Annotated in this window: 17 protein-coding genes and 1 pseudogene; 10 read left to right on the plus strand and 8 right to left on the minus strand. The window is 62.1% G+C overall.

The window, feature by feature from the left end; genetic code table 11:
- Positions 1 to 14: 14 nt before the first annotated feature.
- The 7 genes from P3R82_RS13885 to P3R82_RS13915 form a co-directional block, all read right to left on the minus strand.
- Positions 15 to 884, minus strand: a complete 870-nt coding sequence (locus tag P3R82_RS13885; protein WP_283194272.1) for a hypothetical protein — start codon at positions 882 to 884, stop codon at positions 15 to 17.
- 76 nt (positions 885 to 960) lie between these two features.
- Positions 961 to 1,266, minus strand: coding sequence for an NIPSNAP family protein (locus P3R82_RS13890; RefSeq protein ID WP_283194273.1), 306 nt, complete (start codon positions 1,264 to 1,266; stop codon positions 961 to 963).
- 435 nt (positions 1,267 to 1,701) lie between these two features.
- On the minus strand, positions 1,702 to 2,763 hold the full coding sequence (locus P3R82_RS13895; protein WP_283194274.1) for an ABC transporter ATP-binding protein: 1,062 nt from the start codon (positions 2,761 to 2,763) through the stop codon (positions 1,702 to 1,704).
- An 11-nt stretch (positions 2,764 to 2,774) separates the two neighbouring features.
- The gene (locus P3R82_RS13900) at positions 2,775 to 3,563 is read right to left on the minus strand and encodes an ABC transporter permease (protein ID WP_183899167.1); all 789 of its coding nucleotides are present in this window, start codon (positions 3,561 to 3,563) and stop codon (positions 2,775 to 2,777) included.
- Complete coding sequence (locus tag P3R82_RS13905) at positions 3,560 to 4,456, minus strand: ABC transporter permease subunit (protein WP_283194275.1); 897 nt, start codon at positions 4,454 to 4,456, stop codon at positions 3,560 to 3,562. Before P3R82_RS13905 ends, P3R82_RS13900 begins: the two co-directional genes overlap by 4 nt.
- Before the next feature lie 79 nt (positions 4,457 to 4,535).
- Positions 4,536 to 5,639, minus strand: coding sequence for an ABC transporter substrate-binding protein (locus P3R82_RS13910; protein ID WP_283194276.1), 1,104 nt, complete (start codon positions 5,637 to 5,639; stop codon positions 4,536 to 4,538).
- 178 nt (positions 5,640 to 5,817) lie between these two features.
- Positions 5,818 to 6,690 carry a MurR/RpiR family transcriptional regulator gene (locus P3R82_RS13915; protein WP_283194277.1) on the minus strand — a complete coding sequence of 291 codons (873 nt, stop codon included), beginning with the start codon at positions 6,688 to 6,690 and terminating at the stop codon, positions 5,818 to 5,820.
- 179 nt (positions 6,691 to 6,869) lie between these two features.
- Between P3R82_RS13915 and P3R82_RS13920 the strand changes: the two genes are divergently transcribed.
- The 9 genes and pseudogenes from P3R82_RS13920 (at position 6,870) to P3R82_RS13960 (ending at position 16,616) form a co-directional block, all read left to right on the plus strand.
- Positions 6,870 to 7,640 (plus strand): N-formylglutamate amidohydrolase, encoded by a 771-nt coding sequence (locus P3R82_RS13920; protein ID WP_283194278.1) that lies wholly within the window; start codon positions 6,870 to 6,872, stop codon positions 7,638 to 7,640.
- A 126-nt stretch (positions 7,641 to 7,766) separates the two neighbouring features.
- Positions 7,767 to 9,314, plus strand: a complete 1,548-nt coding sequence (locus P3R82_RS13925) for an amino acid permease (RefSeq protein WP_183899162.1) — start codon at positions 7,767 to 7,769, stop codon at positions 9,312 to 9,314.
- Between the two features lie 149 nt (positions 9,315 to 9,463).
- A complete protein-coding gene (locus tag P3R82_RS13930) occupies positions 9,464 to 10,831 on the plus strand; it encodes a glutamine synthetase family protein (protein ID WP_283194279.1) in 1,368 nt (455 codons plus the stop codon).
- Positions 10,832 to 10,910: 79 nt separating this feature from the next.
- On the plus strand, positions 10,911 to 11,387 hold the full coding sequence (locus tag P3R82_RS13935; RefSeq protein ID WP_283194280.1) for a helix-turn-helix transcriptional regulator: 477 nt from the start codon (positions 10,911 to 10,913) through the stop codon (positions 11,385 to 11,387).
- The gene (locus tag P3R82_RS13940) at positions 11,380 to 11,793 is read left to right on the plus strand and encodes a type II toxin-antitoxin system VapC family toxin (RefSeq protein WP_283194281.1); all 414 of its coding nucleotides are present in this window, start codon (positions 11,380 to 11,382) and stop codon (positions 11,791 to 11,793) included. Before P3R82_RS13935 ends, P3R82_RS13940 begins: the two co-directional genes overlap by 8 nt.
- 16 nt (positions 11,794 to 11,809) lie before the next feature.
- The gene (locus tag P3R82_RS13945) at positions 11,810 to 13,195 is read left to right on the plus strand and encodes an aldehyde dehydrogenase family protein (protein ID WP_283194282.1); all 1,386 of its coding nucleotides are present in this window, start codon (positions 11,810 to 11,812) and stop codon (positions 13,193 to 13,195) included.
- Positions 13,192 to 14,343: pseudogene (locus P3R82_RS13950) on the plus strand (iron-containing alcohol dehydrogenase). Before P3R82_RS13945 ends, P3R82_RS13950 begins: the two are co-directional and overlap by 4 nt.
- Before the next feature lie 242 nt (positions 14,344 to 14,585).
- Entirely contained in the window at positions 14,586 to 15,299 is a 714-nt protein-coding gene (locus P3R82_RS13955) for a ParA family protein (RefSeq protein WP_183899156.1), read from the plus strand.
- Between the two features lie 213 nt (positions 15,300 to 15,512).
- Positions 15,513 to 16,616 (plus strand): LuxR C-terminal-related transcriptional regulator, encoded by a 1,104-nt coding sequence (locus tag P3R82_RS13960; RefSeq protein ID WP_283194283.1) that lies wholly within the window; start codon positions 15,513 to 15,515, stop codon positions 16,614 to 16,616.
- A 6-nt stretch (positions 16,617 to 16,622) separates the two neighbouring features.
- Here the strand turns inward: P3R82_RS13960 and P3R82_RS13965 are convergent, their stop codons facing one another.
- Positions 16,623 to 17,987 carry a L,D-transpeptidase family protein gene (locus P3R82_RS13965; RefSeq protein ID WP_283194284.1) on the minus strand — a complete coding sequence of 455 codons (1,365 nt, stop codon included), beginning with the start codon at positions 17,985 to 17,987 and terminating at the stop codon, positions 16,623 to 16,625.
- A 239-nt stretch (positions 17,988 to 18,226) separates the two neighbouring features.
- On the opposite strand from P3R82_RS13965, the gene P3R82_RS13970 reads away from it, so the two are divergent.
- Positions 18,227 to 19,066 (plus strand): DUF4432 family protein, encoded by an 840-nt coding sequence (locus tag P3R82_RS13970; protein WP_283194285.1) that lies wholly within the window; start codon positions 18,227 to 18,229, stop codon positions 19,064 to 19,066.
- The last annotated feature ends 82 nt before the right edge of the window (positions 19,067 to 19,148 follow it).

Below are 19,148 nucleotides of genomic sequence, written 5' to 3' on the forward strand. Positions count from 1 at the left end.
TCGTCGGTCTGATGTCAGGCGGTGAGTTCGACCAGGATCGCGGTCGTGTCGTCGCTCTGCTTGAAGCGGGGATAGCGTAGGCCCTCGGGATCGGTCTCGCGCTCGAAGCGGCGGAGTTCCTCGATCATCGGGGCGAGGCCCTTGTCGAGCGCCGTGCGCACCAGACTTGCGGCGTCGTAGGCTTCGTAGAGCACGACCAGATCGGCGAGGCCGTCGCTGCAGATGATGGCGTGGGCGCGGCCGTTGATCTTCAATTCTTCCGACACGAGATGATCGGCCGATTCCGGCACGAGCCCCAAGGTCCAGATGCCGCCCGCGGTGTTCTGGCTTTCGCGGTGGCGGCGCAGGGCCGCCAGCGTTTCCGCATTGGCGAGCGCGCCGCCATCCCTGGTGATGCCGCCGGTGCGGGCGATATGGCTTTGCGCGTGTGCCTGCTCCCTGACATAGGCGTCGGGAATGGCCATGTGAAAGCGCGCCGATCCATCTTCCTGCAAGAGAAAGACGCAGGAATCGCCGAGACCGTAGAAGGTCAAAGCGTTGTCGGTGGCATGGATCATCGAGAAGGCGGAAAGCGGCCAGGCGTAGCGCGGCACATCGGGATTGTCGCCGAGGAACGTTGCCCTGGCCTCCTGCGACACAGCGCGCGCGACATCGGAAACCGGTGTCTCACGCGTGATCCGTTGCCTGAAGCCATCCGCGAAGCGTGCAGCGACCCAGGCGGCGTCGCTGCCCGACGCGTCCATGTATTGGCGGTCGCCAAGGCCCGTCGCGCCATCGACCACGAAGGCGCAGGCCTCGTTATAGCCGAAGCGGTCGTCGTTCGGCTTGGCCGGGTTGCCAGGTAGGGAGAGGGCGTCGAGGATCTTGATCTGAGGTGCCGGCATCGTTCTTCAGTGCCTCGTCATGGGTGCCAATGCAAGGCCGAGCGGGTCGGCCTTCGCTGATGTGGTGACGTCTCGGTCAGCCGAGAACGGGGCGCATGAAGCTGCGCTCATAGCTGATGATGCTGCGGTTGCGCTTGTCCAGATCATATGCCGCCTGGCACTCGGGATCGACGGCCATGCGCGTGCGGTAGTCTTCGTAGGCAGCGAGGCTCGGGAAGGAGAACAAGGCGACCGCGATGTTGTTGGCGCCTTCGGAGGGCAGGAAATAGCCGTGGTGGTTGCCGCCCATGCGGTTGACGATGGGGATCCAGAGCCTGGCGTACTCCTCGAATTCGGCGAGCTTGTAGGGATCGATGACATAACGCAGATGGCAGGTAATCATTGACATACTCGTATTGGGGAGCCGGTAGAAACGCCCGCCGGCCGTTATCCGCTTGGTGTGTTGTTGTCCGGCGTCGGCGGCAAGCCGCTGGTTTGGGCGACATGGTGCGGGCCGACGTTGTCGAGATGACTTCGTCTGGCCGTCGTCGCGCAATGGGGTGGGGATTTCAAGCGTTTTCTGGTGTTTTGGGGACACGATCGCTGACCAGTCGGTCGCGTGTGGCAAAGCGAACAATTCAGCGGGCAAGATCGAGCACTCGCGCAAACCCAAACACCCTCATCCCTGTGCTCGTCACAGGGATCCAGCAGCGTCGCGTCTGCGACGCGGAGGAGTCTTTCCAGCCCAAGGACTTGGGCTGACTGGATTCCTGTGACGAGCACAGGAATGAGGGTGGAAACGGTGAAATGGCGCTGAATGCATGCAGCGCCGCCGATCTCAGTCCCTGATAACCAGCAGATCGGCCGCCATGAAGCGCAGCGTGACCGTTTCGCCGGTGGCCGGCGGCCTGACGCCGGGGCTGTTGAACATGTCGAAGGAGATGATGTTGCCGCCGACGTTCATGCGGGTGCGGATGACGGAGCCGAGGAAGTGGGCGGAGACGACTTCGCCTGTCAGCTTCGTGTCGCTCGGGGTGCTCTCGGCGAGCGAACCCGCTTCCGGGCGCAGCGCCAGCGAGACGGTGTCGCCGGCCTTGTAGGTGGCGACCGACTGCTTCAGCGTGACGCCCTGGTCGCCGATCTGGATGCGGTTGATGGCGGGATCGACCACCTTGGCCTCGATGATATTCAGCGTGCCGACGAAGGATGCGACGAAGCGCGTGGCCGGCGTGTTGTAGATCTCGAAGGGGGTGCCGATCTGGTCGGCGCGGCCGCCGTTCATGACGACGATGCGATCGGAGATCGACAGCGCCTCTTCCTGGTCGTGGGTGACGAAGATGGTGGTGATGCCGAGCGACTGCTGGATCTGGCGGATTTCCTCGCGCAGCGAGACGCGGATCTTGGCGTCGAGCGCCGACAGCGGCTCGTCGAGCAAAAGCACCTGCGGCTTGGCGGCGAGGGCGCGGGCGAGCGCCACGCGCTGCTGCTGGCCGCCCGACATCTGGTAGGGGTAGCGATCGGCGAGGTGGCCGAGATGGATCAGCGCCAGCATCTCCTTGACGCGGGCGTCGATCTCGGTCTTCGGCTTGCCGGCGATCTTCAGGCCGAAGGCGACGTTGTCATGCACCGTCATGTTGGGGAAAAGCGCGTAGGCCTGGAAGACCATGCCGATGTTGCGCTGGTTGGGCTTCAGCGGCGCGATGTCCTTGCCGGCGATGCTGAGATTGCCGCCGGTCGGATTTTCGAAGCCGGCGATCATGCGCAGAACCGTGGTCTTGCCGCAGCCCGACGGACCGAGGAAGGAGACGAATTCTCCCTTCTCGATGTTCATGTTGAAGTTCTTGACGACCTGAACCTGGCCGAAGGATTTCTGAATGTTGGTCAGCGAGAGAAAAGACATGTCGAAATACCTTAAGCCTTGGCCGGACGGGATCTGCCGAAGCGCGAAACGAGATTGAGCAGGCCCATGCTGAGCCAGGTGATGGAGAAGGCGATCACGGCGAGCGCCGAGGGCTCGTAGGCCCGGTTGGCGCCGACCAGCTGCAGGTAGGGGCCGAAGGCCGGGCGGCTCAGAAGCGCCGCGAACGTGAATTCACCCATGACGATCGCAAGCGTGATGAAGGCGCCCGAGAGAACGCCGCTCATCACGTTCGGGAAGATGCACTTGAACATGATCGTCCACCAGCTGGCGCCCAGACTCTGGGCGGCTTCGGTCAGCGTTCTGACGTCGATGGCGCGCATGGCGGTGTCGACGGAGCGATACATGTAGGGCAGCGAGAGCGTGATATAGGAGAACACGAGCAGGATGTTGGTGCCCATCGTCGTCGCGGTCATCGGCAGGAAGGACGAGGAGTTGTACATCCTCAGATAGCCGAAGACGATGACGATGGCCGGGATGACCAGCGGCAGCAGCGTGATGAACTCGACCACCTGGCGCATCTGCGGCATGCGCAGGCGCACCCAATAGGCCGTCGGCACGATCAGGAGCATGCCGAAGACGATGGTCAGGAGCGCCATCAGCATCGAATAGCCGAAGGTGGCGCGGAAGCGCTCGTCGGAAAAGACCGACAGGTAGGCGTCGAAACTGTAGGCGTCGCGCCGCATGCGCAGCGAGAACTCGATGGTTCCGAGGAGCGGCACGATGAAATAGGTCGCGCCGATGATGATGGCGATCCAGGCGCCGAGCTTTTGAGCCTTCATTTCTGCCACCGTTCAGCGCGCATGCGCAGCATGAGATAGAGGACGTTGGACACGCCGGTGATGACGATCATGCCGAGCGCGATCGCATAGCCGAGGTTGGCGTTGTGAAGAACGTCGCCGCGGATCTGCGCGTAGAGCAGGATGGGAACGATGTTGAGCGAGGAGCCCGTCAGCGCATAGGCGGTGGCGATCGCGCCGAAGGCGTTGGCGAAGAGCAGCAGCGTGGTGCCGAGAAGGCTCGGCCAGAGGATCGGCAGGGCGACCTTGGTCCAATACTGGAAATTGCTGGCGCCGAGGATTTCGGCCGCCTCGCGCCATTCCTTCTTCATGCCGTCGAGTGCCGGCGTCAGGATCAGCACCATCAGCGGGATCTGGAAATACATGTAGGTGATGGTCAGGCCGAAGAAGGACAGCAGGTTGAAGCCGGTGCCGTAGAGGTTGAAGCCGAACCAGTCGCGCAGGAAAACGGTCACCAGGCCGGTACGGCCAAGGGTCGCCAGGAACGAGAAGGCGAGCGGGATGCCGGCAAAGTTCGAGGCGACGCCGGAGAAGGTGAGAAGCGTCGAGCGCACCGATGTCGGCAGGCCGCCGAGCACCACCGCCCAGGCCAGGAAGAAGCCGATCAGCGCGCCGCCGAGCGCGGAGGCGACCGAGACGCGGATACTGATCCAGTAGGCGCTGAGGATCGTCGGCGTGAAGAGGTCACCGATATTCTTCAGCGTGAAGTTGCCCTCGGGCGTCAGAAAGGCGCCGACCACAAGGTAGAGCGTGGGAACAATGAGAAAAAGCAGCGCGAAAATAATGAAGGGTGCGATGCCCAGCCAGTCGATCACGCGGTCCTTGGTGATCAGCGGGGCCGTGCTCACCGCGGGCGTCGTCGAAACAGTGCTCATTGAAAAAGCTCTTCTTGCGGCGTCGGAGGGGCAAAAGCCTCCCCGCCGGTGACGGCGGGGAGGCCAGATTCAAGCAGTCTTACTGGACGTTGGCGCCGACGACGCTGTCCCACTTGCCGGTGATGGCGGTCTTGCCAGCAGCCTGCTCTTCGAGCGTCGGGAAGACAGCCTTTTCATAGGCGGCCGCCGGCGGCAGCTTGTCGAGAAGGTCCTGCGGGATCTTGTTGTTCTTGGCAAGATCGTTGAAGCGGATCGGGTGGCAATAGCCCTTCAGCCAGCCGAGCTGACCTTCGTCCGAATAGAGGTATTCCATCCAGAGCTTGGCGGCGTTCGGGTGCGGAGCGTAGGCGGAGATCGCCTGGACGTAAACGCCGGCGTTGACGCCCGATGCCGGAACGACGACTTCAACCGGCGGGTTGCCCTTCAGCGTATCGCGCCAGGAAAGACCGTTGTAGTCCCAGGCGATGACGATCGGGGTCGAGCCCTGTGCCAGCGAAGCGGACTTGCCGATGACAGGAACGAGGTTGCCTGCCTTGTTGAGTTCGCCGAAGAAGTTGAGACCGGCTTCGCCAGCCTTGGTCGCGTCCTTTTCACCAGCCGCGATGCCGGCGGCGTAAACAGCCTGAACGGCCTGGTTGGAGGCGCGCGGGTCACCGGCGAGAGCAACGCTGTTGGCGTATTCCGACTTCTTCAGGTCGGCCCAGTCCTTCGGCACGTTCTTGACGATGTCGGTGTTCACGACGAAGGAGAGAACGCCGTAATAGTCGCCATACCAGTAGCCTTCCGGATCCTTGGCGCTGTCGGGGATCAGATCCCAGGTCGAAACCTTGTAAGGCTGGATCAGGCCTTCGGCCTTGGCGGTCGGGCCGAAGGAGAGGCCGACGTCGATAACGTCGGGAGCCTGCGGACCCTTGTTGCCCTTGTTGGCCTTGATGGCTTCGATTTCATCGCCAGAACCGGCATCCGGGTTCAGTTCGTTGACTTCGATGCCGTACTTCGCCTTGAAACCAGCGATGAGGTTGCCATAGCCGCACCAGTCGTTCGGAAGAGCGATGGTGGTCAGCGTGCCTTCCTTCTTGGCGGCGGCGATGAGTTCAGCGCTTGGCTCTGCGGCAGCAATTGCGGTTGAAGCCACAACAATTGCTGTAGAGAGCGAGAGCAGTCGAGAAAGATTAGAGATCACTGTTGTTCTCCTTCGGGTTTCAGTGTCCGACGATGCTGTTACTGACGTTACGTGAAGCTTGTGTGACAGTTGGATGACGCTATTTTTTCTTTGTATCGTGGGCGTTTGGCAAGGATGTTTCGATTGCGACATGTCCTTGTTTCCACCTGTTTCATCCGCGCTGTCGTAATTGTCCCTCCTAACCGAGCCTGCGGAAGAGCCGGGTCTGCTCGAACAGGCCCTCCAGTGTTTTCATGCGCTCCTTCGTCTCGTCCCATGTCGAATTCTGAACGGCCTCGATCAGAGCCTCGACGATGAAAAGAGTAACCACCGAGCTGTCCCATGCCGACGGCGCCTCGATCTGCACGCGAAACGTATGGCGTGCCAGCTTGGTCGCGGGGGAGGCCCACTGGTCGGTGAAGATGATGATCTCGGCGCCGCTGTTTCTGGCGGCGGTGGCGAGGCTGACGAGTTCCTGCTCGTAGCGCCGGATGTCGAAGATGATCAGCAGGTCGCCTGGGTTCATGTTCAGCACATATTGCGGCCAGCTGCTCGAATTGGCCGACAGAAGCGCCGTATTGGGGCGAATGACCTGCATATGCGTGAAGAAATATTCGGCGAGCGCGCCGGTGATGCGGCCGCCGACGAAATAGAGATTGCGCTTGCGGTCCGACAGAAGGGTCGCGACGCTGTCGAAGGTCGCGGTGTCGAGGCCGGTCAGCGTCTGGCGCAGATTGTCGATGATGGCATCGGCGAAGCGGTTGAGAATATGGGTTCCGGGCGCGTTCGATGCCCAGCGGTCGTGCTTGGCGATCGGGTTGGAGATCGTTGCCTCGACTTCCTGATGCAGATGCGCCTGGAAATCGGGATAACCCTTGAAGCCGAGCTTCTGCACCATGCGCACGACCGTCGGCGTCGACACGCCGGCGTTCTCGGCAATCGTGGTGATGCTTCCCAGTCCGGAGACCGGGTAGTTGTCCAACAGACTTTCAGCCAGCTGCTTCTCGGCGCGCGTGAGCACGCCGAAATGCGAGTGGATTACGTCTGAAACTGTCTTCGACGCAACGGTCACGCGATCTTGCTCCCCGGGATTGGTCTTGTGCCACTTTCCCACTCAAAGTTAACAACGCTGTCACAATCCATGTCAACCACTGTCATGAAAAGATTTTTTCAGTACGCGCTTGACACTCGTGGAAAGCTGAAGAATTCTTTTCTTATAAGTATTTTATTAACAGTTGTGGTGGAGCGACTGTGGTGCTTGCTCGGTTGGAAGTGCTCGGAAAAGGGGAAGGGGCGTGCGTTGCGGTCGAGAGACCTGATGGCGCCAGCCCGGTGCTTCTCGTCTGCGAACATGCATCGCGGCTCTTGCCCGCCCGCTTCGGGACGCTCGGTCTTTCCGAGGACGCGCTCGACAGCCACATCGCCTGGGATCCCGGCGCTCTCGCGGTCGCCAGCGCCATGTCCGAGGCGCTCGATGCGACGCTGGTTCACCAGCGGTTTTCGCGCCTGATCTACGATTGCAACAGGCCGCCGGAATCGGCCGGCGCGATGCCTGAGAAAAGCGAGGTCTACGACATTCCGGGAAATGCGGGCCTGAGCGCTGAAGAAAAGACGGCGCGCACCGAAGCCTTGTATATCCCGTTTCATGACGCCATTCGCGCACTCATTCGTGATCGCAAGGCGCGGGGGCAGGAGACGATTATCGTCACCGTCCACAGTTTCACGCCTGTCTTCCACGGCAAGACGCGCGCCGTCGAGGTCGGTGTCCTGCATGACGACGATAGCCGGTTGGCGGACGCGATGCTTGCCGCGGTGGCGGGGACGACGCACTATCGAGTTGAGCGCAACCAGCCTTACGGCCCCTCGGACGGCGTGACGCACACGCTGGTCCTGCACGGGCTGTCGAACGGATTGCGCAATGTAATGATCGAGGTCCGCAACGACCTCATCGCAGACCCGGCTGGCCAAGGGGTCATGGCCAGCTATCTGACAAGGCTGCTCCAGCAGAGCCTGGACGCCTGACGACAAAAGATAAGACCCCAGGGAGCAGTCTAACTGCGATCCGCCCGCAGGCGAAAACGCCGCGGGCACTTTGGCACTGGATAATCAGCCGCAATTCCGCGGTTGATGGCTAAACAGGGGGACGTCATGTCCGATTATTCGGAACTCGACAAGAAGCAGGATGTGCACATCCTGCATTCCATGGGCTATGCCCAGGAACTCGAACGGCGCATGAGCTCGTTTTCGAATTTCGCCGTTTCATTCTCGATCATCTGCATTCTGTCCGGCGGCATCAACTCGCTGGCGCAAGCGACATCGGGTGCCGGCGGTGCCGCCATCGGCATCGGTTGGCTGATCGGTTGCTTCGTTTCGCTGGTATTCGCCGTCGCCATGGCGCAGATCAGCTCGGCCTATCCGACGGCCGGCGGCCTCTATCACTGGGGGTCCATTCTCGGCAACCGCTTCACCGGCTGGCTGACGGCATGGTTCAACCTGCTCGGCCTCGTCACCGTTCTCGGCGCCATCAACGTCGGCACCTATTACTTCTTCATGGGCTCTTTCGGCACGACCTATCTCGGCCTGGAAGACACGACGACAGTCCGTATCCTGTTCCTGGTGATCATCACCGGCGCCCAGGCGCTTGTGAACCACATGGGTATCGGCCTGACCGCGAAGCTCACCGACTTCTCGGGCTACCTGATCTTCGCGACGGCGATCGTCCTGTCGGCGGTATGCCTCATCGCCGCCCCGTCCTTCGACTTCGCTCGTCTCTTCACCTTCGCCAACTATTCCGGCGAAGCGGGCGGCAATGTCTGGCCGCAGACCTCTGGAACCTGGGTGTTCCTGCTGGGTCTCCTGCTGCCGATCTACACGATCACCGGCTACGATGCATCGGCGCATACGTCCGAAGAGACGGTCAAGGCGGCGCATTCGGTCCCGCGCGGCATGGTCTCCTCCGTGCTGTGGTCGGCGCTGTTCGGCTACATCATGCTGTGCTCGTTCGTGCTGATGCTGCCGAACATGGACGACGCCGCCAAGCAGGGCTGGAACGTGTTCTTCTGGGCGATGAACGCGCAGGTCAATCCCATCGTCAAGGATCTGCTCTATTTCGCCATCCTCGTCAGCCAGTGGCTGTGCGGCCTTGCGACCGTGACGTCCGTGTCGCGCATGATCTTCGCCTTCTCGCGTGACGGCGGCCTGCCTGCTTCCAAGACGCTCGCAAAGGTCAGCCCGAAGTACCGCACGCCGGTCTCGGCGATCTGGACGGGCTCCATCTTGTCGGTGCTCTTCGTCTGGGGCTCGTCGCTGGTGTCGATCGGCGATACGCCGGTTTACACGATCGTCGTGTCCTGCACGGTCATCTTCCTGTTCTTCTCCTTCGCGATCCCGATCACGCTCGGCCTCTTCGCCTGGGGCACGTCGAAGTGGGACAAGATGGGTCCGTGGAATATCGGCGAGGGCATGTACAAGCTGTTCTCGGTGCTGACCATCATGGCGATGATCCTGATCTTCGTTCTCGGCGTGCAGCCGCCGAACGAGTGGGCGCTCTACATCACCGTCGGCTTCCTGGTGCTGACCGCGATCGTGTGGTTCGGCTTCGAGAGCCGCCGCTTCAAGGGACCGCCGATCGGCGAGGAAGTGGCGCGCCGCCAGGCGGAGATCGCGGCCGCCGAAAAGGCTGTCGGCGAAAGCTGAGGCATTCCTGCAAAACAGCGGGGCCGCGTCCGGCGACCCCGCATTCCGGTTGACCGACAATAGACCAGGCGCAGTCCGGCGCGGCATCGCCGCACGGCGCATGCCGTTTCGTTGGCCCGATTTCAGTCTAAATTTATGGGGAGGTCCATATGAGCATCTATACTCTCGACGATCTGAAGCAGGACGTTGCCGACGGACGCATCGATACCGTGCTGGCATGCCAGGTCGACATGCAGGGGCGGCTTATGGGCAAGCGTTTCCAGGCCGAGTACTTCGTCGAAAGTGCCTGGAAGGAAACACACAGCTGCAACTATCTGGTGGCCACCGACATGGAGATGGAGACCGTCTCCGGCTACAAGGCGACCAGCTGGGAAAAGGGCTACGGCGACTACACGATGAAGCCGGATCTCTCGACGCTCCGGCGCATTCCATGGCTCGAGGGAACGGCACTCGTGCTCTGCGACCTGCTCGATCATCACACCCACGAGGAAGTGCCGCATTCGCCGCGCGCGATCCTGAAGAAGCAGGTCAAGCGGCTCGAAGACATGGGCATGAAGGCCTTCATGGCCTCGGAACTCGAGTTCTTCCTGTTCGACCAGACCTACAGATCCGCTCAGGCATCCGGCTATCGCAACCTCAAGCTCGCCAGCGCCTATAACGAGGACTACCACATCTTCCAGACCACCAAGGAGGAAGAGGTGATGCGGGCGATCCGCACCGGGCTGCAGGGCGCCGGCATTCCCGTGGAGAACTCCAAGGGCGAAGCTTCGGCGGGCCAAGAGGAGATCAACGTGCGCTACGCCGATGCGCTCGCCATGGCCGACCGCCATTCGATCATCAAGAACGGCTGCAAGGAAATCGCCTGGGCCAAGGGCAAGGCCATCACCTTCCTCGCCAAGTGGCACTACAACGCCGCCGGCAGCTCGTCGCATATCCACCAGTCGTTGTGGAGCGCGGATGGCAAGACGCCGCTGTTCGCCGACGACAAGGGCAAGTACGGGATGTCCAGCCTGATGGAAAACTATATCGCCGGGCTGCTCGCGCATGCCAGCGAGATCACCTATTTCCTGGCGCCCTACATCAATTCCTACAAGCGCTTCATGGCCGGCACTTTCGCGCCGACCAAGGCGATCTGGAGCAAGGACAACCGCACGGCCGGCTATCGCCTGTGCGGCGACGGCACCAAGGCGATCCGCATCGAATGCCGCGTCGGCGGTTCCGACCTCAACCCCTATCTCGCCTTCGCCGCATTGCTGGCGGCGGGGATCGACGGGATCGAGAACAAGATGGAGCTGGAAGCGTCCTTCGTCGGCGACGCCTATGGCGCGCGCAAGGTGCGAGAGATCCCGCGCACGCTGAGGGCCGCGACCACGGCCATGACAAAGTCCAAGATGCTGCGCAATGCCTTCGGCGACGACGTTATCGACCACTATACCCGTGCGGCGGAGTGGGAGCAGGAAGAGTATGACCGGCGGATCACGGACTGGGAGGTGGCGCGCGGATTCGAGCGGGCATGAGATAATCGCAACACTCGCTCTGATTGTTGCGCTGGTCGCATTGTGCTAATGTAGTCCGGCGTTTCCAGAGGAGATCGACATGGGTGTGATCGACAGCGCATGGTTCTACGAGAAGCTTTCCGAACGCGACGCGTCGCTTCGCGACATGGCCCGCTTCATGGGGCTTGATCCGAGCGCGGTGTCGCGCATGCTGAGCGGCGAGCGGAAGATGAGCGCCGACGAGCAGGACCAGATCGCCGATTATCTCGGCGTTGCGCTGGAGGAAGTGGCGGCGCATCGACGTGGTGTCGTCGCCGGCTTCGCCGAGAAGAAGCAGGCGGGCTATGAGAGCGGCAACACCGGTCCGGTCGCGCCGGACGAGCCGCCCGTCAAGATGTTTACGGAGGACGACGTCATCTACAAGGATGGCAAGCGCTGGATGGAACTGGAGGATGGCACGCTGCTCGAGGTGCACCCGGCCTGGGGGTGCATGAAGGGGACGCTGACCATCATGCCGGGGGTCGATCTGACCGCGCCTGCCGATCCGGATTGGGGTAAAGTCTACGACGATGACTGAACGCTTCCTCATCGATACCTGCGCGGTTCTCTGGCTGGTTGAGGGAGCGCCACTGAGCAGAGATGCGAACGTTGCGCTTAGTAGTGGACGTGAGAAGCGCAGCCTGTTTGTTTCGTCGATGTCGGCGTGGGAGATTGGGATTTTGATAAGCAAGGGGAGGCTGCCAACGACGAAGGATGCGATGGCTTGGTTTGAGGACGCTATCAACATTATCGGTGCGCAGACCGCCGACGTTTCTCTGCAGGCGCTTGTCGCGTCATCGTTTCTACCGCAGCCCGTTCACAACGATCCCGCAGACCGCATTCTCATCGCCACGGCGCGGGAGAACGACCTGACGATCATCACGCGCGACCGCGCGATCCTTTCCTACGGCGTCGCGGGACATGTCCGCACGCTGGCCTGTTAATGACTGGAGCTTGGAAATGACTGTAATTCAATGCATATCGCCGATCGACGGATCGGTTTACGCCGAGCGTCCGGCGCTGCCGCTGGAGGCGGCCAAGGACGTCGTGGCGCGGGCGCGCAAGGCGCAGAAGGCCTGGGCAAGGCGGCCGCTGGAAGACCGTGTCCAGCTGGTGCTGAAGGGTGTCGCGCGGCTGAACGAGATGTCCGACGTCGTCGTTCCCGAGCTTGCCTGGCAGATGGGCCGACCGATCCGCTATGGCGGCGAGTACAAGGGCTTCAACGAGCGCTCCAACTACGTCGCCTCGATCGCCGCCGATGCGCTGGCACCGCTGGTCGTGGAAGAAAGCGACAAGTTCGAGCGCCGCATCGAGCGCGAGGCGCATGGCGTCGTCTTCGTCGTGGCGCCGTGGAACTATCCCTACATGACCGCGATCAACACGATCGCGCCGGCTCTGATGGCGGGCAATACGGTTGTGCTGAAGCATGCGTCGCAGACGCTTGTCGTCGGCGAGCGGCTGGTGCAGGCCTTCGTCGAGGCCGGCGTTCCCGAGGACGTGTTCCAGAACGTGGTTCTCGACCATGAGACGACGTCGGCGCTGATCGCCGCCGGCAGCTTCAACTTCGTGAACTTCACCGGTTCGGTCGAAGGCGGGCGTTCGATGGAGCGCGCGGCGGCCGGAACCTTCACCGGTCTCGGCCTCGAACTCGGCGGCAAGGACCCCGGCTATGTCATGGAGGACGCCGATCTCGATGCGGCGGTCGATACGCTGATGGACGGCGCGACCTACAATTCCGGGCAGTGCTGCTGCGGGATCGAGCGCATTTATGTGCATGAAAAGCTCTATGACAGCTTCGTCGAGAAGTCCGTCGCCTGGGTGTCGAACTACAAGCTCGGCAATCCCCTTGATCCGGAAACGTCGCTCGGCCCGATGGCCAACAAGCGTTTCGCCAAGGTCGTGCGCGAGCAGATCGCCGATGCGGTCGGGAAGGGCGCCAAGGCTCTGGTCGATCCGAAGCTCTTCCCGCAGGATGACGGCGACGCCTATCTCGCGCCGCAGATCCTCGTCAATGTCGATCACTCCATGGCCTTCATGCGCGAGGAGACTTTCGGTCCCGCCGTCGGCATCATGAAGGTGAAGAGCGACGACGAGGCGCTTGAACTGATGAACGACAGCCAGTACGGGCTGACGGCCTCGCTCTGGACCAGGGACGCGGAGCGGGCAGGGCGGCTTGGCCGCGAGATCGAAACCGGCACCGTGTTCATGAACCGCGCCGATTATCTGGATCCGGCGCTTTGCTGGACCGGCGTTAAGGAAACCGGCCGTGGCGGCTCGCTGTCGATCATCGGCTTCCAGAACCTGACGCGTCCGAAATCCTACCATCTGAAGAAAGTCACAGCATGAGCGCGCATATCACAGCCAACTGGAGCTACCCGACTTCATTCAAGCTCGGCCGCGGCCGCATCAAGGAGCTGGCGGACGCCGCCAAGAGCCTCGGCATGAAGAAGCCGCTCCTGATCACCGATCGCGGCCTGGCCTCGATGGCGATCACGTCGAACGCGCTCGACATCCTCGAAGAGGCCGGGCTCGGTCGTGCGATCTTCGCCGATGTCGATCCGAACCCGAACGAGAAGAACCTCGCGGCCGGCGTCAAGGCGTTCAAGGATGGCGGCCATGACGGCGTCATCGCCTTTGGCGGCGGCTCGGGCCTCGATCTCGGCAAGTGCGTGGCCTTCATGGCCGGCCAGACGCGTCCGGTCTGGGATTTCGAGGATATCGGCGACTGGTGGACGCGCGCTTCCATCGAGGGGATCGCGCCCATCGTGGCCGTGCCGACCACGGCGGGTACCGGTTCGGAGGTCGGGCGCGCCAGCGTCATCACCAATTCCGATACGCATGTGAAGAAGATCATCTTCCATCCGAAGTTCCTGCCCGGCGTCGTCATCGCCGATCCGGAACTGACGGTCGGGATGCCGAAGATCATCACCGCCGGAACCGGCATGGATGCCTTCGCGCATTGCCTGGAGGCCTATTCCTCGCCCTTCTATCACCCGATGTCGGCCGGCATCGCGCTTGAGGGCATGCGGCTGGTGAAGGAGTTCCTGCCGCGCGCCTACAAGGAGGGTACGGATCTCGAAGCGCGCGCGAACATGATGTCGGCCGCGCCATGGGCGCGGTCGCGTTCCAGAAAGGGCTGGGTGCCATCCACGCGCTGTCGCATCCGATCGGCGCCGTCTACAACACCCATCACGGCATGACCAACGCCGTCGTTATGCCGGCGGTGCTGCGGTTCAACCGCGCTGTCATCGAAGACAAGATCGCGCGCGCGGCGGCCTATCTCGGCATCGCCGGGGGCTTCGACGGGTTCTACGACTACGTGCTGAAGCTGCGTTCCGACCTCGGCGTGCCGGAGAGCCTTTCGGCGATGGGCATCAAGCCGGATCGAGATCGACGAACTATCGGCCATGGCGATCGAGGACCCGAGCGCCGGCGGAAACCCTGTCGCGATGACGCTCGAAAACACCAAGGCGCTGTTCAAGGACTGCTTCTGATAGAAAATGCGGACCTGAGACCTAGCCCGGAAAGCACGTCGCTTCCCGGGCCTTTTTCGTTCTGGGGCAGGGCGTTCAGGGTGAATGCGCGCGGCGGCTGCAAGAAATGCGGACCCGGATTTCGAATGCCTTGTTTAGCAATTGTTAACCATGTTTGGAAAGGATGCAGTAACCGCACGATGCATCCCGATGTGCGCAAGAGAGCGATTCCGGCTCACGATATTTCCCCTCGAGGACCGAACATGGCAGTCATCACGTTTGCAAACACCAAGGGCGGAGCCGGAAAGACCACCGCTGTTCTTCTTCTTGCCACGGAGCTTGCCCGCAAGGGCTACCGCGTAACCGTCCTCGACGCCGATCCGCAGCACTGGATTTCGCGCTGGCATGAAATCTCCGGCCACGTTCCCAACGTCTCCGTGATCGATTTCGTGACCTCGGCGTCGCTGCCGCAGCATATCGCCGAGAACAAGCACAACACCGATTACTTCATCGTCGACCTGCCGGGCGCCCGCAATCCGATGCTGGCAACGGCGATCGGTCTTTCCGACCACGTGCTGATCCCGATCCAGGGCTGCGCCATGGATGCGCGCGGCGGCGCGCAGGTGCTGGAGCTGCTGCAGTATCTCGACGAGAAGGCGGGTATCCGCATCGGTCACTCCGTCGTGCTGACGCGCGTCAACTCGATGGTGACGACGCGGGCGCTCGGTATCGTCAAGTCGCTGCTCAACGAACGGCAGGTGCCGGTGCTCGACACCGCGATCATCGAGCGCTCCGCCTTCCGCGATATCTTCGATTGCGGCGGCACGCTGCATACGCTCGACCCGGCCCGCGCCAGCAACCTCGACAAGGCACGCGAAAACGCGCTCTGTTTCGCCGAGGAGATCATGCGCAAGCTGCCGGTGCGGTTGCCCGCGGCGGCGCGCATCACCGGCCCGCTGATCCGCTCGGCTGCCTGAGCGCTCATTTTGTGATTGAAAATGCGCCCCGGTCCGCTGGGGCGCATTTTCATTGGCGCAGGATCGGTCCCCCGTGTCGATGCGATCGCGCACATGCGCATCACTGCCCGTTTTCGGGCCAGGTGGGTATCACCCGAAAAGGGTAATTTTCGTTGTTTCCGGAAGGTTTACACTGGTATCCTCGCCTGCGGTGCGGGCGTTTGCCGGGGAACAATGATCGTCGCCGAAGATACCTATGACAGCCTGGTCGACACCATCTACGGTGTCATTTTCGGCGAGGCGACCTGGGACATGTTTCTGGGCCGGTGGAACGAGATCGTTCCCGGCGGGCGGACGACGCTCTTCTGCCATGACCCGATGCGGGCGCAGGGCGCTTCGCAGATCGACAAGGGTTTCAGTGAGGAATGGGTGGAAAGCTACGCCGATCACTTCGCGGCCGTGAACCCATGGTCGCCGGCGATGAGCGTCATGCCGATGTGGCGCGGCTTCCTGTCGGAGGAACTGCTGCCGCGCGAGGCGTTCGTCCGCACCGAATTCTACAACGATTTCTGGAAGCAGTGCGGCGAAACCGCCATCGGGATGGCGCTGGTGAAGCGCGGTGGCCAGATGTTCAACATCTCGAGTTCGATCGCCGGCGGCGAGCCGGATGACAACCGCGTCTACGCCGACACGCTGACCCGGCTCGCGCCGCACCTCCACAGGGCGGTGCGTTACTTCGAGGCCGGGCGGAGTGAGAAGAGCATCGACGAGATGGGCGGGCGATTGTTCGATGCGATCGGGGTCGGCGTCCTGCTCGTCGGCGACGGAGGCAGGCTGGATTCGGCCAACGAGGTCGGGGAACGGCTGCTGGCCGAGGGCCATGCTGTGCGTCTTGACCTGCAGGGCAGGGTCTGCCTTGCCGAAACGGACGCGGATGACTGCCTCGCCAGGCTGTTGTCGCGGTGGCGCGATGGCGAGCGGCAGCAGGTCGTCATGGTCGATGGCGAGAGGCTGACGCTCATCCGGCTCCAGAAGAGCGCCCGCATCCAGTTCTTCGACGCGCCGAGCCTGGCGATCATCATCGAGCCGTCATCCAAGCCCGTTTCGATGGACGTCCCGCGGCTCGGCGGCCAATTCGGGCTGACCAGGGCGGAGATCAAGATCATGCAGGGGTTGCTGCACGGATCGTCGATCACCGATATCGCCATCGAGAGCAACCGGTCGCGCGAGACGATCCGCAGTCAGCTGAAGTCGGTGTTCGCGAAGACGGGCGTCAATTCGCAATCCGAATTGTTGCGGCTCGTCTATTTCAGCGAACAGGCGCGCCGCAACAACTAATTCGGATCAGTCGAGGAACTCGACGACGACGCCGGGCTTGACCATCTTGGCCAATTCGGTCGCGTCCCAGTTGGTCAGGCGGACGCAGCCGTGGCTCTGGGTGCGGCCGATCTTCGACGGATCGGGCGTGCCGTGGATACCATAGGTCGGCTTCGACAGGGCGATCCAGATGGTGCCGACGGGGCCGTTCGGGCCCGGCGGGATGTTGAGGACCTTGTCGTTGGCACCCTGCTGGAAGTTGATCTTCGGATTGTATGTATAGCCGGGATTGAAGGCGACGCGATCGACCTTCATGGTGCCGGATGGCGAGGGCGTATCGTTGGAGCCGATCGATGCCGGGTAGGCGGAGATCAGGTTCCCCGATGCGTCATAGGCGAAGACTTGCTTCTTGGCCTTGTCGGCAACGATGCGCGCGACGCTGCTGGTCTTTGGTTCGCCGGGATTGATGACCTTGATGATCGTGCCGGGAACGGTGAAATCGACGCCGGGATTGAGTTCCTTGAGGAATGCCTCGTCCATGTGGAAACGTTCGGCCAGCGCCTCGCTGGTGGAGGTGAAGCTGAGCGAGGTCATCTGCGCCTTGACGGCGTAGTCCTCGGGGATTTCGGCGACGTAGGGGCCGGCAGCGTCGGCGGGGGTGATGGTGTAGGTCCCGACAGGCAGGCCGCCGGACATGCGCAGCTGCTCGAGGATCGCATCGGTATTGTTCGGGTCGAGCTTCTCGCCGGTCATCTGCTCGTAGGCGTAGATGGCCTTGGTGACGTTGGCGCCCATGCGCCCGTCGATGGCGCCCGGCGACGTGCCGGCGCGGTCAAGGAACACCTGCAGCGCGACGATTTCGGATTTCGACTTGTTCTTGAGCGTGATGACGGGCTCGGCCGGACGGGTCGGCTGCGTGACCTGGGGCTGCTGCTGATCAGGCTCGATCGATGCGTAGTTGCCCTCGTTCTCAGGATAGGGCTGGTTGTCCAGCGGCTGGCGATCGATCGAGGCGTCGCGCGGGATGGAGCCCGTGACCGCGCCGCGCTCGGAATAGCGCGTGTCGCCGTAGGGGTCTTCGCTGTAATAGGGATCGTTGTTGTAGGCGTCCCGGCCGTAGACCTGGCGCGAAGGCGGCGGGGGATAATAGCCGCGCGCACGCGCTTCCGTGGCGATGATGTTGCCGTAGCCATCGACCAACACGCGGTTGCCGCTGCGGTCGCGCGTGTAGCCGCTGCCTTGAGGCATGTAGTCGAGGATCTCGCCGTTCGGCGTGACGAAGACGACGCTGCCCTGACGGCGATACTGTTGCGCGGATGCATTGTCCATCGCGGCCGACATGGCCAGCACGATAACGGTCCCAGATAATGCCGATTTCAGAAAGCGATTCACGTCTTCGTATCCTTCAGTGACTTGGCGACACACACCCGCGAATTTTGACGCTAGTGTGGAATTTATGAAATCGTGCTGAACAAAAGATAAAAAAACGCATGAATTTCCCTTTACTCATAAACATTTGAGAGAGCCAGCTGGTTCCAATCAAATTCTCGTTGGCGGCAACAATAGCCAAGATTGACGAAAGCAGGCGCGACACCTAACCCTAACGTCGTGCAGAGGAGGGAGACGAGATCATGATGGAATTTTCCGCCGCGACGGGGCCGAAGCTGATGCTGGACGAGACGTCGCTGATGGATATCGGCGGCTGCGTGGTCGAGGGCATCGATATCGCGCCGAAGGCAGCCGTGCCCGATGACGGCGATGCGCGTATATCGCATTCGGTTCAGGGTTTCCTGTTTACCTGCGGGCCCGACCACATCCGCCATCGCGAGCCGATCCCCGGCCGGTCCGACAACAAGGTCTTTCCGCTGCACGGCTCGGCCGCCGGCCATGCCGCCAAGGTGCTTTGGACGAAGTTCGAAAACGGCAATGCGGAATGCCGCGCCGATATCGATATCGTCACCGTGGAGGGGCTGCCTGCGCGGATTGAGCGCCACTGGTTCATGGATGGCAAGACCGGCGAGGCGCATCTGAAAGACAGGGTGGTCAACACCAGCGACCAGACCGTGCCGACGTTCCTGATGTATCATATGAACATCGGCGGCAAATGGTTCGACGAGGGCACGCGGTTAGAAGGCGCGATGCTTGAGAATGGCGGCTTCCCCTGGCGTTTCGGCAAGGATGGCGGCGATATCTTCTGCGTCGAAGCGCCCGCAACGCGCGATGGGCTGGCGGAAGTGCGTCTCGGGCCGATGGTTGCAGTCGGCGGCAAGACGCTGCGGGTGCGCGTGAAAGCCGACACGCTGCCGCATCTGCAGGTCTGGCGCAACCAGACGGCGCCGGCCGACGTGCTCGGCATCGAACCGGTCTCGCACCGCTGGGTGCCGCGCGCCGAACTCGAGGAGGCAGGCGAATTCGTCATGCTGAAGCCCGGCGAAAGCTGCGAGTACGGGCTCAACTTCGCTTTCGTTTGACAGGCAATTCAACAGGCCGATTCAACCGTGTTGTGCGGTTGACGGCATTGATCGGGCGGCGTAGTCATTCAGCCCACGATTT

Origin of the sequence: Rhizobium sp. AN80A, from assembly GCF_030053015.1 — a bacterium.
GTDB classification, from domain to species: Bacteria; Pseudomonadota; Alphaproteobacteria; order Rhizobiales; family Rhizobiaceae; genus Rhizobium; species Rhizobium metallidurans.

Excerpts from the sequence above, each read along its gene's own strand:
- P3R82_RS13885 (WP_283194272.1), bottom strand. The coding sequence starts at position 884 with ATGCCGGCACCTCAGATCAAGATCCTCGACGCCCTCTCCCTACCTGGC.
- P3R82_RS13890 (WP_283194273.1), bottom strand. The coding sequence starts at position 1,266 with ATGATTACCTGCCATCTGCGTTATGTCATCGATCCCTACAAGCTCGCC.
- P3R82_RS13895 (WP_283194274.1), bottom strand. The coding sequence starts at position 2,763 with ATGTCTTTTCTCTCGCTGACCAACATTCAGAAATCCTTCGGCCAGGTT.
- P3R82_RS13900 (WP_183899167.1), bottom strand. The coding sequence starts at position 3,563 with ATGAAGGCTCAAAAGCTCGGCGCCTGGATCGCCATCATCATCGGCGCG.
- P3R82_RS13905 (WP_283194275.1), bottom strand. The coding sequence starts at position 4,456 with ATGAGCACTGTTTCGACGACGCCCGCGGTGAGCACGGCCCCGCTGATC.
- P3R82_RS13925 (WP_183899162.1), top strand. The coding sequence starts at position 7,767 with ATGTCCGATTATTCGGAACTCGACAAGAAGCAGGATGTGCACATCCTG.
- P3R82_RS13930 (WP_283194279.1), top strand. The coding sequence starts at position 9,464 with ATGAGCATCTATACTCTCGACGATCTGAAGCAGGACGTTGCCGACGGA.
- P3R82_RS13935 (WP_283194280.1), top strand. The coding sequence starts at position 10,911 with ATGGGTGTGATCGACAGCGCATGGTTCTACGAGAAGCTTTCCGAACGC.
- P3R82_RS13940 (WP_283194281.1), top strand. The coding sequence starts at position 11,380 with ATGACTGAACGCTTCCTCATCGATACCTGCGCGGTTCTCTGGCTGGTT.
- P3R82_RS13945 (WP_283194282.1), top strand. The coding sequence starts at position 11,810 with ATGACTGTAATTCAATGCATATCGCCGATCGACGGATCGGTTTACGCC.
- P3R82_RS13955 (WP_183899156.1), top strand. The coding sequence starts at position 14,586 with ATGGCAGTCATCACGTTTGCAAACACCAAGGGCGGAGCCGGAAAGACC.
- P3R82_RS13960 (WP_283194283.1), top strand. The coding sequence starts at position 15,513 with ATGATCGTCGCCGAAGATACCTATGACAGCCTGGTCGACACCATCTAC.
- P3R82_RS13970 (WP_283194285.1), top strand. The coding sequence starts at position 18,227 with ATGATGGAATTTTCCGCCGCGACGGGGCCGAAGCTGATGCTGGACGAG.